This is a genomic window from Anaerococcus provencensis (assembly GCF_000312365.2).
In the GTDB taxonomy this organism is placed as follows: domain Bacteria; phylum Bacillota; class Clostridia; order Tissierellales; family Peptoniphilaceae; genus Anaerococcus; species Anaerococcus provencensis.
In genome coordinates this window covers 14,057-28,049 of the sequence record NZ_HG003690.1, presented here as the reverse complement: position 1 = coordinate 28,049, position 13,993 = coordinate 14,057, and the positions used below count along the sequence as shown (strand labels likewise).

Sequence of the window (13,993 nt, the reverse complement as noted above, 5' to 3'; positions counted from 1 at the left end):
TAAATTCTCCTTACAAAACATTCGAGCTAATAATCACATCAATAATACAAAAGCATGAGACTAGGAAAACTTATTAGCCTCATGCTTTTTATAATATTTGATATAAGTATCGTAAGAGCTTTTAATATTTATGTCAAACATATCCTTTAATTCTGTGGCAAAGTAGTCTGTGTCGTCAGCCTCAAAGAATATTTCTTCATATTTGTCAAAAAGGAAAGTTAATAAGGCATTGAGGAATACTCTTCTGATTTTTGAATCGGATTTGCTATTAGCTAGGTAGGCAATTTCATTTTCTTCTACAAAGGCACAAATTGTTATGACCCCATCTTCTCTCATATAGATTGCTTCCTTGGGAAGAGTACTTACAAAGTCATCAAAACTTGCAGTTAGTGGACTAATATCATAGTGAACTAGAGCGTAATAATCATAAAGAATTTGGCAACATTTCTTGTATTCCAAACTCCCATATTGACATTGGCAAATATCCGACTTTTCAATGGGATATTTAAGATCATCCTTGGTAGCTTCGATTTCATAGCACTTTCTCTTTAAGATAAAATCATTTTTTACCAATAGATCAATCAAATTATCATTATCAGAATCCACTCCTACTTGTAGGGGCTTTTTGTATTCATCAAGCAAATAATCAAAATCATTGATAGTGGATATCTCTGAATTTTCTATATTTAAATATGTATGTTTATTGTGAAATTTATTAGTATAAGTTTTCATATTAGCTCCCACATCTATAGTACTTTAAAATAAAAAAACTGACCTCTCTTAGTTAGTTTTTAGGTCTAACTTTTGGGGGTCAGTTCAAAAACAATAATATCAGTTCTTAACTTAGAATCTCAATGATAAGCAAGTCAAACTACCATCTATTTTCTTAAATTCATCAGTATTAACAACCTTAACAGGATATCCTAGAGATTTGATGTGTTCAAGTGTCTTTGGGAATCCATCTGGTACTAGGACGGTGCCGTTGATATATAGGCTGTTAATAGCATATAGTTCTTCTTTTGGAACTACAAAACGGTTGAAGTCTTTGAAAGCTTCTTCTTCGTTCATCTTTTCGCTTACAAGCATATTGTTATTTTCTAGATAAATAGCAAAGTCTTTCAAGTGTAGGCCTTCTGTTACAGGAACAGTAGAAGTTGTATATCCATATTTTTCAACTATTTCGCTAAATTGCTTAGCACCTTCAGCATTGGTTCTATCAGATTGGCCGATGTAAATATGTTTATCAACAACCATAACATCTCCACCTTCCATTGTACCTGGAGCTTCTATATAGAATATTTGATCATCTGAATAATATTTCTTGATAGCTGGCTCTATCTCAAATTTTTCACCATTTCTGCTCTCTCTAGGAGAATTTGTAATAATAGCACATTCCTTCAAAACAACAGCAGGGTCTTCAACAAAGCAAGAATCAGGATATTCTTCCAAAGCTTCCAAAACAAGAGCCTCAAGACCCAAACTTTCAATAGTCTTTACGTATTCAGCATGTTGGTTGATAGCATCCTCATAAATAGGTTTATCCTCACTAAACATACCAGTACTAATACCCTCTATCATAGACTTACTTGGTTTTCTTACAATAATATTTTTAAATTCTAACATAATATCCTCCTAATTATTTTATATAAATTCTTTTTCAATATATTCTGATTGGCTAGTCATCAACAAATTTTCATACATTAGGTGAAATTTTAAAATATCTCCTAACTTGTATTCATTTTTACATTCACTAATATCTAAAATAGTATGATCACTACTACCACCAATTACTTCAATTTCACTATCTAAAGGTCTCAAATGCATGCAATCACCAAGGTCTTGTCTACCTACAGCAATCAATGCCCTTCGACGTATACCTTTGTCCTCGTATTCCTTTTTATTTCCGAATGCATCCACAGCTATTGTTCCTACTGGATGACTAGGCTTATCTTTTACTTCAATTATCTCAGCTTCTAAAGTAAATGCCTCGTCTTCATCTGTGAATACTTTATAATCAAAACAATCATCTAAATCACTAATGTATAGTGCGTCACCTATACGCAAATGAGTAATCCCTTCAGGCATTTTGCCTTTAGCTACTAAAGGTATGCTAGTTGAGGCTCCTCCTGAAACCACTTCTAATTTGCGCCCAATTGCTTCATTTATCTTGTTGGCTTTTTCGATAAGCTCGTTCATTTTTTCTACAGTTGGCATTATTGATCCATAACATCCCAAATTTGTTCCTACACCTAGTAAATGAAGATTTTCTAATTCATTTTCTACAACAACTGCAGTATCTATTAATTCTTTCTCATCATAGATACCTTCTCTAAGATCACCACATTCAGCCATTAAAATAACACTATGAGTTTTATTTTGTTCATTAGCGGCTTTATTTAGTTCTCTTAAAGTTTGTAAAGATGAATTTAAGCTTATATCAGAACATTCGATAAGTTCATCTACTTCACTTAACATAGGTATTCTTAAATTAAATGTTTTAATATCAGGATTTATTTCTTTAACTTTTTTTAATTGTGACAATCTTGATGAAGCTAAGGTATCAAAACCTGCGTCTATTAATATTTTTATAACTTCATCTAGTCCATTTATTCCCTTAATTACTCCAGCGACTTCAATGCCATCATCATTACACATATTTAAAATATTCTTAGCATTATTTCTAAGCTTATTACTATCTATTACCACTTTAGGATATGACATACTAATCTCCTTAATTAACTTAACTACTAAAATTACTATTATATTTACATAGTAGAAAGATCAATAGTACCATTAAATATCAATACTAAACTTATTATTGCAAGAATAATTATTAATATTGCAATAATTTTTTCCTTACTTGTGAGGAATTGTTGTCCATATTCTTTTCTAGCTAAATAGTAAACTATTATACAAGCAGCAAAGAGCAATGCAGTTATTATGATATATTTCCAGCCTGTTGAGTACATTAAATATGCCATAGCAATAGTTGATAAACAACCCAATAAGGAATTAAATTTAAATCCGCCATCAAATTTCATGGATTCTTTTATCATTGCTAAACTTACTGTGAAATATGGAACAAGCATAGTACTAGAAGCAAATAGAGCCATAACATTATAAATGGATTCATTTATAATTATAGTAACAAAAAATATTTGTTGAATTATTGTAGAAACTAGTAAAGCTTTTTTAGGTTGTCCTACTTCATTTTCTTCTCCAAAAGCTTTTGGAACGATTTGATGTTTAGCCGCAACGTCCAATACTTCACCTGTAAATAAACAACAACCAAACCAGCAACCTGCAGCTGATAAAGCAATGCCAAAGTTCATTACTACAGCACCCCATTTTCCAACTACACTTTCCAATATTCCTCCTAATGCAGGAACATCTGTATTTGCGATTTGTTCTTGGGATAGCACACCAAATGTTAAAAATATTAATAGTAAGTAAGTAACTGCAATAACTATATAAGATATAACAATTGCCCTAGACGCATCAGATTTTGATTTAGCACGAGCTGAATATATTAAGGCTCCTTCAATACCAACATACACCCAAATAGTTGAAGCTAAAGCTGCAGATATTTGCCCACCTGTCGATGTAGGCATTCCTTCTGATGCAAAAGCATTTTCCCATAGACCAGATTTAAAAATGTCTATGTTGAAAGCCCCTATCAAAGCTACGACAAATACTACTATAGGTATCATTTTTGCTATCCATACTATTGTATTAAATATTGAAGCGTTTTTTGCACCTGAAATGCAAATGAAATAAAATACCCACAAAATAACTGATAATAATATTAGAGAAGCGACATTATTTCCTCCTCTAAAAGCAGGGATAAAATATCCTAATGAACTTACAGATAATACACCCAAAGATACATTCCCTACAACAATAGATAACCAATAACCAGCGCAGGATAAAAATCCAACGAATTTTCCAAAACCTTGTTCTGGGAAACTAAATATACCTGCATCTAGGTGTGGATAATGATCTTGCAGATACTTTAAGCAGTATACAAATATAGCAAAGGCAATACTTGCTAATACTAAAGCCCATAGCGCTGGCCCAGCTGCGGAAGAACCTGCCAAATCCCTTGGTAAGTTAAATACGCCAGCTCCTATTACTGTTGTTACAGTTAGAGCTACAAGACCTAATAAACTAACTTTTTGCTGGGTTGAATTATTTTCAGCCATCTTTTTCTCCTTGTAACTTTATTAAAAATAGTGAAAAAAATACTCTGTTATTTCTACATTTCTTTTTCCCACTATTTTAAATTTATAAATAATTAGAATCTTAATGATAGACAGCTTAAGCCACCATCAATTTTTCTATACTCTGAGGTATCAACTACTAGAACATCATATCCTAGATGTTCAATTGCCGCTTGAACTTTTGGGTAACCCTCTGGGACAATTACAGTTCCATTTACCCAAATACAGTTTGCTCCATAAGCTTCTTCTTCATCAACTACTATTTTATTAAATGAATCAAAAAGTGGATTATCAACAAATTCACCTGCAACTAATAAGTTGTTATCTTCTAGATAATTAACTCCAGTTTTTAAGTGTAAAACTTCTTCAAGTGGAACTTGAATTACTGTTTTTCCATAACTTTCCAGAATTTCTTTCATTTGAGCAAAACCTTCATCATTTGTTCTTGCAGATTTTCCTATGTAGAAAGTATCTCCAACCATCATAATGTCTCCAGGCTCAACCATACCAGGTTCTTTAATTTCATGAACATTTGTATAAAAGCTTGAAAGTAATTTACGGAAATCATCTAGTTGAGTTTCATCACGACGAGTTTCTGCACCTGGTCTAGAAATGATAGCGCACTTATCAGTACATAATGCTGTATCTTCCATAAAACAAGAATCAGGGAATTCATCATTAGGTGGTAGAACGTTTACCTTAACACCACATTTTGACAAAGCTTCAACATAATGCTCATGTTGAACTAGAGCTTTCTCATACTCTGGTTTACCTAATTCAGGATTTGAAGTAATTCCTTCACTTATTCCTCTTCCAGGAATACGCACTATAACATTCTTGAAATGTCTCATTTATTAATACCTCCGTTAATAATTTTTGAAAAGAGAAAACCTTTCCTTTACATTATATAACTTTTAGATATATTAATCAACACCTAAAATGTCGAAAAATTTTAATTATAAATTGTCATTTAATTTGAAATTAAGAAAGATTACGTTAATAATATCTCAAAAATTAATCCTTTTTGTAAAATACATAGTCAAATCGTCATCATTAATGCAAGTATCTCCAGATTTTACAATTTCACCCTTGTAGTAAATTCCTTTGCCATCAGGGATAAATCCGTTTTTGATGTACATTCTCTGCGCTTTGCCATAGTCTGGATTAAGTCCTACTCCAATACCTACTCGTGGACCATTTACTTTTTTGATTATAGCGTCCAAAAGTTCTTGACCTATACCTTTATTTTGATATTTTTCGAAGACGTTAAAGTCTTTGATTTCTGGGATTTTTGTGTTCTTAAATGGACCTGAACTTGGATTTTTTACTAGAGTGATATATCCCTTCACTTGGTCATCATTTTCATATACTAAAACTATACGATCTCCCTTGTTTTGTTCTTGTAAATATGTATTTAAAATGTCAGTTCTCTCATCCCAACCTTGGTCGGCAAAATTCTTGTTTATTTTCCCTATATGGTCTGCTGTCATTTCTACTATCATAAGTCCCCCTTTGGTACTATTATATTAGTTTATTGTTTCACATGAAACAAAAAAGCCACGATTTGTATCGCAACTTTAGAAGTTTTTATATTTTTTCACTTACTATTATTTTCCCCTCATCCATATGTATCAATTCATCAAATCTTGATAGGTTTTCTTCTGATAAATCATGGGTGATTTCAATTATTATCTTATCTTGTAAGTTTAGAAGATAATCTTTTATTATCTTGCTTGTTTTGTGGTCAATACTAGCAAAGGGCTCATCTAAAAGTATTATTGGTCTATCTGCTACTAGCATACGTACTATGCCTATAATTTGCTTTTCTCCTCCACTTAGCTTATTTATATCCTCATAATTTATGATTTTGTTTCTCATCTTTTCATTTAGGGCCATCAAGAAATTATTTACTAATTTCGTGTCAGTTTCCATGCTTTTGAATATACTAATGTTGTTTATGAAATCTGTTCTAAATAGATACTCATATTGTTTGAGTGAAAATATGTATTCGTCCAAATCATCTATAGGATTCCCATCTATATAAATTTGCCCAGTTTCTGCTTCTAGGCTTCCATCAATGAGTTTTAATAGGCTAGATTTGCCAGATCCGCTATGTCCGAGAATAGCATATCTTTTATTTTTCTCAAATACATAGTTTACCTTATCTAAGGAAAAATTATCAAAACTTATAGATAAATTCTCTAAGCTTAGTCTATCGACTTTTTTATCTTCCCATTTGTCTTTTTCTTCTATTAGGTCTCCATTAATGAAATCCATAGTTTCATCAACTAATTCTTGGGTAGAATTTATAAGATTTATGCAACTTAGAATATCATTAATAGGATCTAGAAAACTAGTAGTGTATCCAAAAGCTGCTATTCCAACTCCAACAGTGATTTTCCCTTGAGCCAGAAGTATGGCTACTATAACAAAGGTATTAAATTCCACTAGAAATATACCAAAAGCTCCTGCTAAATCTGAAATAGTTTTAAACTTACCAAACTTATATCTTTTGTCCTCACTATCAGTAAGATATGACCTATGCTCGTTATTAATATTTTTAAAAGTTACTCTATTGATTCGTGATTTACCAGATAATAAGTCAAGAACCTTATCAAAGTATCTCTTTATGCTTGCTATTTGCTCTCCTCTTAAAAATGACAATCTCTTTTTAAATATTTTAGGTATAAATACAATTAAGACAGAAGATAATAGGACAACTATACTTATCCTATAATCCACAAAAACTAGCAAGGTTGTTAAAAACACTATAATATTAAGGATAGATTTATAGAGATCTATGTAGGCACTTAGATAATCCTCGTCTATTGCTTCCACATTCTCAGTAAAAATCACCAAGTAATCAGCAACTTTTCTTTTATTAAATTCGTGGATATCTAAAGAAGAAATATGCTTAAACAAATCATCTTTAATCTTTACAAAAAATAACTTAGAAACTTTCCACTCGTATAACCTAGATATGTATTGAAAGAATAAATTTAGAAGAATCAATAATACATAAAGACCTATAAGTTTAAAAACAAGACTTAAACCTTCTTCTAAAATATGATCAAATAAATATTTATTAATAAGAGGAAAAATAGCAACAGTAATTGAGTACAATAAAGTAAATATGATTTGTATTATAATGGGAGCTTTTAATTTTCGTATATAATTTTTCATTATCTATTCTCCGGTAATAAAAATAATCTATCCAACTTACTTTTTCCACCTAACTTAAACTATAAACTCTTGTTTATATTATAACATATGGTATTAGAATATTGAAAACCTTGTTTTGATTGTTGTTTTTAATTCAACCATTATAAATAACTATGCAAAATAAAATTTTTCTGTTTATGCTTACAATTTAATCTTTGTACCATTTTGATTGGGAATTATAAAGTCTTATATATTCTGGATTATTTTTTATCAGAGTGTTATGATCTCCAACTCCTACCAATTTACCTTCTTTCATAACTAGAATTTTATCAGCAAACTTAGCAAGACCTAATCTATGAGAAATTATTATTGATATAGCTAATGGATCTTTTTTGCTTTGTTTTATTATGTCTTTTAATATCTTATTTTCTTCTAATGGATCTAATGAAGATGTCGGCTCATCAAATAATTTTAATTTACTATTTGTTATATTAGATCTAGCTAATGCCAATCTTTGCCATTGTCCAGTAGATAATTCTAATCCATTAAATTCTTTTCCCAATCTTTTATATCCTTCTTTATCTTTAAGGTGATCAAGGGATAGATATGACAAATTATCATCGATTTCTTTATTATTTTTTCCATCTGTTTCTTCTAATAGTATGGATTCATCTGCCTTTAATTTATAATCTACTATATTTTGATTAACTGTACTTGTAAGGGCATATAATGAATTTTTAGACATCTCTTTAATGTTAATATCATTTATTAAAATGTCTCCATTGTAACTATCATATAGATTAAGTATCAAATTCTTAATAGTTGTTTTCCCGGATCCATTTTCTCCAACTATTACTATGCTTTCTCCATTATTAATTTCAAAGCTTACATTTGATATTGCTTTTTTTATTGTATTCGGATAAGTGAAACTAACATTTTTAAATTCAATTGATCTAATTTCAGCTAGTTTATATCCTTCGTCCAGATCTTCTTCTTCTAGTTCCAAGAAATCAAAATAATTATTGGCGAATAATAATGATGATGGTATGGCTCCAACATTTATTAAAAAATTCTTGCTAGCCTCACTTAGATTTTCTAACCCTAAAATAAGAGCTGAGAATTGCCCTACATTTATAGCTCCATCAACCATTAGTTTTAAAGATAGGCTTAAGGATATACCAAAACCTAAAATCACTAAGATTTCACATAAAGCGAAGTTTCTATTATCATTAAGCTTAAATTTCCATAATTCATCTTCAAGCTTAAATAATGCATTCATATATTTTTGCTTTATATATTTTTCTTTATCATATACTTTAAGCTCTTTGTTAGTATCTTTACCTGCTATTAAAGAGTATAAGTAATTCTTTTCTCTCTCATCTTCACTTTGGAATTCTTTAATCTTATAAAACTCTTTTCCTCTAACTAATCTATTTATAAAATGAGGAATTGTTGCAATAATTGAAATAAAACTTAGCCTATAATCAAAGGTAGATAAAGCTACAATCATACTTATAAATATTATAAGATTTTTAAAAACTTCTAAAAATTTATAATATACCATTGATATAACTTCATTTTCTACTGCAGACTCTGCTCTCCTTTTTATATTTAAAACTTCTGGATTTTCATATGATAAGATGCTAATTTTTGATGCTTTTCTAACCAAATTGATTTCCAAAATATTATTTAGTTTTTCAAACAAATAAGCATTTAAACTAATACTATAAATAGAGCTATTAATCCCCTTTATAATAAATACGCCAACAAAGATACACATCCAATATTTTATATCATCAATCCCTGAATTATTATTAAAATATAAGTTTATTGAACTTACCAGTTTAGATATTATATAAGTTATACTAACTGGAACTAGTGCTTCAATGATAAAATTTATTGTTACAAGAAGACTTGCGATTGGAATAAATGTAAATATTGTCTTTAGTAATTTCTTAAACATTTCTATCACTTTCCCCATACCAGCTACTTTGCTCTTCGTACATTTTCTTATATAAGCCATTTTGATAAATTAAATCTTTATGACTGCCGTATTCCTTTACTTTACCATTATCAATCAAAATAATTTTGTCACACATTTTACATGATGCCAGTCTATGAGATATAAAAACTGATCCATGCGTTGAACTTAAAATATGAAGATTTTCATACATTTTATTTTCTGATATAGGATCAAGACTTGAAGTAGGTTCATCAAATATTGTAAATGGTGCTTTTTTAAAAATAGCTCTAGCAAGTGCTAATTTCTGCCATTGACCAAATGACAAATCTATACCGTCTTCCCTTATTTTTCCAAGATTTTGATCTAGATTACCTAACTCGCTAAGCTTAAAACTATCTAGGCAATTCCTTATTTTCATATCATCATCTATCTTGCTAATATCTGATAAGGCTACATTTTCTCTAACAGTAATCTCATACTTTGAAAAATCTTGAAATACTACAGAAAATAAATCTTGTAATTGACTTCTGGAAATATCATCTATAGTTCTATTACCAATTAGGATTTCTCCACTATCAGCTTTATATAGTTTTAAAATTAGTTTTATAATGGTTGATTTCCCAGATCCATTTTTCCCTACTAAAGCAAGAGTTTTATCCATATCTATTTTAAAAGAAATATTATCTAGAACCTTATCTTTAGTATTTGGATATGTAAAACTAACATTCCTAAATTCAATAAAAGAGGGGTCTATTTTACTTTGACTTACTTTGTCATCCTCTTCTTTTTGAGACATGAATTTTTCAAAATGTTCTAAATTTAAAATATTTTGAGATATAAATGAAAAATCATAGGATATGTTTTCACTTAAAGATAAAATTTGATCTATACTTGTAATTACAGCTACGAAAAGACCTATATTAATATACGCATCCATTATATTTTTATACACCATATAAAGAATACTTATGACCCATATACTAATTAAAATATTGCTAGCAATATAATATTTTTGATTTTTTATACTAGTAGAAATTCTTTCATCTATCTTATCTTTATTAGCCTTAGAAAATTTCTCATATATAAAATTAATAGCTTTATAAACTCTAAGATCAACTAAAGAGTGTTTATCTGATAGTAATTTTTTAAAATAGTCTGATTCTCTTTCTGAATAAGATTGATTATTGAACATAGTATTCATCTCGTTCATAGCCATAAAGTCAAAATAACATATAACTGCAATAAGAATACTATAGGTTAAAGAAAATATTGGTGAAATCTTTGATATTATAATGTTAACTGATACAATACTTATTAGCGATTTAATAATAGACATATAAGATTTGTATATATCAAAAATTTTTTCATCAGGATTATTTTGCATCCTTTTTAAAGTATTATTAAAGTTTGAATCTTCAAAGCATTCATAAGTGATATTATAGAATTTATCCGTAATTTCAGAAGAAATATTTTTCTTTATATTTCTTTGCAAGTGTATGTCCACTCTATTTGTAAATAAGTCAAAATTTGAAACTAGAAAAAATGTAATTAAAAATAAGAGTAAATATCTAATAAGTAAATTTAAATTACCCCTTGTTAGGAAATAATCTATACTTGTATTAACAAACTTTTCCATAAGTAGTAAACTTAGGGGAAAAATCAAAGCAGATATTATTTCCAAAACAAAGCTTAATATAAAAAAATATTGTCCATAAGACTTAATTATCTTGAATATTTTAAAAGTACTGTTTTTTATCATTAGCTTCTCTTTCTGTACCTACCATTAGATAGCTCATTAATGTGATTATTTAACTTTATTTTAATCGGTAAATAAAAAACATGCAAACAATAATAATTGCATGCATATTTTTCATATTATATATATTTCATAATTTTAATTTGTAATTCTAGATATACATACAGGTGTTTATCTGATACAAGCATAATTTGCTAGTTGGCAATACACGCCCACTACTTTTTAACAAATTGCCCCTCATCCAAAAAAATATAATATAGAAAAAATTACATATAAAAAATTTCTTAATAAGATTTTCATTCTATTACCAGCTGATCCTTTTCACAATATTCTAAGTCACTAAACTTACCCATATCCGCCATGTACGATAAATTATTAATATTAGCTTTTCAATTAATCATGATTAATTTGTCAGTTTAATTAGATATCTTGATATAATTATAAATAATTTCTCCATAATATAAAACCTGCACTTGTGCAGGTCTAAGCAGGTATTATTCTTGTAAAATTTCATCAATACTTAAAATTAGAACTTTCTTTAAATCATTTTTTAATAATAAATCACACAGTTTTAATGAGGAATCTAAATAAAATCTATAGTCAAGTTCTCCAATTTTATATTTAGATATTCCTATCATATAATATAGCAAAGGAAAGCTATTATAATTACTTATTTTTGATCCTTCTTCTAAGCCAATTTTGCACAAAAGTATTGTATCATTATATTTTTGTTCAATATAGTAATACCTAGCCAAATTATAACAAATCTTTGGAAATAGTTTTGATTCTGTTGGTGTTACTTCTTTTAAATGATTTAATATGTTAAACGCTTTTTCATTATCTTCTATATCTATATAATATTCAGATAGAGATTGAAGAATTCTTATTTCTAGTTCATTGTAATTTGAGCTCTCACTTAATAAATCTTCTGATTTTTTAGTTAAGCTCAGTGCATCTTCTAAATATTTTTTATATAATACTAAATTTTTATCTTTAGATCTTGACAAACAAGCTTGGAAAAACAATAGATACTGGTCTAATTTGATTTTATAGCTAGTAGGTAATGTATCTCTGTAATAAATAAGTTGACTAATATATTCAGAAACATTATCTAAATTATTTTGATCAAGTTCTTGGCTTGCTTTCTCTAAAATATTCTGTACATCTTGCCAAGATGATCCTTTTTTTGTTTTAAGTAGTAATTCCCACTCTATACCTAAAACTTTAAAGATTGGAACAATTGAATCTAATCTAGGCAAGGTATATCCATTCTCAAGCCTCCTGAGTGTATCAATAGAAACACTGGACTTTTCTGCGAGTTCAGCTTGTGAAATTCCCATTTCTTTTCTAATTCTTTTTACTTCACTTCCTATGTAATCATATTCTGCCATTTGATTTTCTCTTTCTACTACTTGTTTGTATTAAAAACCACACCATAGCTTAATCGCTTGGTGTGGTTTCTTAGATATTTTCCATTTTTTCTAGTTCCATGGTGAATTTTTGCAAGATCTTTTTTTCTATACGGCTTACTGTCATTTGGGAGATGTCTAGGGTGTTGGCTATGTCTATTTGAGTTCTGCCCTCGTAGTATCTTAGTTCTAGGATCTCTTTTTCCAAATCGTTTAGCCTTGCTGTTGATTTTTCTATAAGATCTGATAGTTCTATGGAGTCGAAGTTTCTGTCTTCTTCTCCTATCATATCGGCCAAGTCTATGGAGTTTTCTCCCTTTTGGACTTGGTATTTCATATCAAGGCTTTGTGGAGCGTATACTTTGCTTGCTTCCATGGTTTCTAGTATTGTTTCTTCGTCTTCTCCCAGATAGTCTGCTATGTCTTTTATTGTTGGGGTTCTTTGCAGTTCTTGGGGTAGGACTTTTTTGGCATTATTTATTTTTTTGTAGAGGTTTTGAATTCTTCTTGGGACTCTGATGACCCAACCCTTGTCTCTAAAGTAGCGTTTGAGCTCACCCATTATTGTTGGTGTTGCAAATGATGAAAATTCGTAGCCCTTACTTGGGTCAAATCTTTCTACTGCATAGATTAGTCCAAGGCTTGCTACTTGGTAGAGGTCTTCTCTCTCAATGCCCTTTCCTACGTATTTGTTGGATAGGATATCTACTATATACATATGCTCTTCTATTAGTTCATCGCGAAGTTTTTTGTCACGAGTTTGGTAATACTCTTCAAATTTCTTCTTGATTTGCTCTTTGTATTCTTGATCAGTTAGATCTTTTTGCTTTGTCATTAGTTTGCCCTTTTTATGATTTTAATTTCTCCACTTGTGATTTCAACTTCATCTGCAAGTTCTTTTAAAATTAAATCACGCATTTTGAGTGCACGTTCGTCTAGGCTCTTGTCCTTGCCTATAACTTTGATTTGAAGATTTTTATCTTCTGGCAAAAATTCTATTTTTACGTCCTCATCGCTTAGCTTGTAGTTGATAGCCTCGCTTACTACAACTCTAAGGTCTTCAACTTCTTCTATATTAAATCCTAGATCACTTGCAAGGGAAGCGGTAAACAATCTTATGGATTTTAGATAGATTTTGCGAGCGGGGATTGTTATGGTAATTTTATCCATTATTTACTCCATATCAAATAGATCGGATAGATCAGTTATTTTGAATAATTTTTTGATATTTTCTTTTGTGTTTATTATTTTTACTGATTTGCCATTTTCTTTTTGCTTATTGTAGATAAGCATAAACATACCAAGGCCTGTTGAGTCTAAATAGTCTAGGTCCTTTAGGTCAAATACTAGGTCCTTGTTGACATCTATTTTTTCTTCTATGAATTCTTTGAAGTCTTCTTCTGAATACACATCTAGGTCGCCAACAAGTTTTACTGTCTGAATATCATCTTCAATTTTTATTTCTTTATCAAACATCTTCTTC

13 protein-coding genes are annotated in these 13,993 nt (G+C 29.5%); all 13 read right to left on the bottom strand.

All coding sequences use genetic code 11. From position 1 onward, the window contains the following. Window positions 1-60 precede the first annotated feature (60 nt). The 13 genes from BN38_RS08930 to BN38_RS08870 all read right to left on the bottom strand — a co-directional run bounded on the left by BN38_RS08930 (window position 61) and on the right by BN38_RS08870 (window position 13,986). Entirely contained in the window at window positions 61-732 is a 672-nt protein-coding gene (locus tag BN38_RS08930; RefSeq protein WP_049944487.1) for a hypothetical protein, read from the bottom strand. Window positions 733-843: 111 nt separating this feature from the next. Then, window positions 844-1,623 (bottom strand): dimethylarginine dimethylaminohydrolase family protein, encoded by a 780-nt coding sequence (locus tag BN38_RS08925; protein ID WP_044567069.1) that lies wholly within the window; start codon window positions 1,621-1,623, stop codon window positions 844-846. An 18-nt stretch (window positions 1,624-1,641) separates the two neighbouring features. Next, window positions 1,642-2,721 (bottom strand): alanine racemase, encoded by a 1,080-nt coding sequence (locus BN38_RS08920; protein ID WP_044567067.1) that lies wholly within the window; start codon window positions 2,719-2,721, stop codon window positions 1,642-1,644. A 44-nt stretch (window positions 2,722-2,765) separates the two neighbouring features. Next, on the bottom strand, window positions 2,766-4,202 hold the full coding sequence (locus tag BN38_RS08915) for an amino acid permease (RefSeq protein WP_044567064.1): 1,437 nt from the start codon (window positions 4,200-4,202) through the stop codon (window positions 2,766-2,768). 92 nt (window positions 4,203-4,294) lie between these two features. Further along, complete coding sequence (locus tag BN38_RS08910) at window positions 4,295-5,071, bottom strand: dimethylarginine dimethylaminohydrolase family protein (RefSeq protein WP_044567063.1); 777 nt, start codon at window positions 5,069-5,071, stop codon at window positions 4,295-4,297. Window positions 5,072-5,227: 156 nt separating this feature from the next. Continuing rightward, complete coding sequence (locus BN38_RS08905; RefSeq protein WP_044567061.1) at window positions 5,228-5,722, bottom strand: GNAT family N-acetyltransferase; 495 nt, start codon at window positions 5,720-5,722, stop codon at window positions 5,228-5,230. Between the two features lie 85 nt (window positions 5,723-5,807). Then, window positions 5,808-7,403: an ATP-binding cassette domain-containing protein gene (locus tag BN38_RS08900; RefSeq protein ID WP_044567059.1), complete on the bottom strand. Its 1,596-nt coding sequence runs from the start codon at window positions 7,401-7,403 to the stop codon at window positions 5,808-5,810. A gap of 187 nt (window positions 7,404-7,590) precedes the next feature. Next, window positions 7,591-9,345, bottom strand: coding sequence for an ATP-binding cassette domain-containing protein (locus BN38_RS08895; protein WP_044567057.1), 1,755 nt, complete (start codon window positions 9,343-9,345; stop codon window positions 7,591-7,593). Continuing rightward, a complete protein-coding gene (locus BN38_RS08890; protein WP_044567054.1) occupies window positions 9,338-11,104 on the bottom strand; it encodes an ABC transporter ATP-binding protein in 1,767 nt (588 codons plus the stop codon). Before BN38_RS08890 ends, BN38_RS08895 begins: the two co-directional genes overlap by 8 nt. A 491-nt stretch (window positions 11,105-11,595) precedes the next feature. Beyond that, a complete protein-coding gene (locus BN38_RS08885) occupies window positions 11,596-12,492 on the bottom strand; it encodes a helix-turn-helix domain-containing protein (protein WP_044567052.1) in 897 nt (298 codons plus the stop codon). 70 nt (window positions 12,493-12,562) lie between these two features. Next, window positions 12,563-13,345: a SigB/SigF/SigG family RNA polymerase sigma factor gene (locus BN38_RS08880; RefSeq protein ID WP_044567051.1), complete on the bottom strand. Its 783-nt coding sequence runs from the start codon at window positions 13,343-13,345 to the stop codon at window positions 12,563-12,565. Next, complete coding sequence (locus BN38_RS08875) at window positions 13,345-13,680, bottom strand: ATP-binding protein (protein ID WP_044567049.1); 336 nt, start codon at window positions 13,678-13,680, stop codon at window positions 13,345-13,347. Before BN38_RS08875 ends, BN38_RS08880 begins: the two co-directional genes overlap by 1 nt. A 3-nt stretch (window positions 13,681-13,683) precedes the next feature. After that, on the bottom strand, window positions 13,684-13,986 hold the full coding sequence (locus tag BN38_RS08870) for an STAS domain-containing protein (RefSeq protein WP_044567047.1): 303 nt from the start codon (window positions 13,984-13,986) through the stop codon (window positions 13,684-13,686). Between the last annotated feature and the right edge of the window lie 7 nt (window positions 13,987-13,993).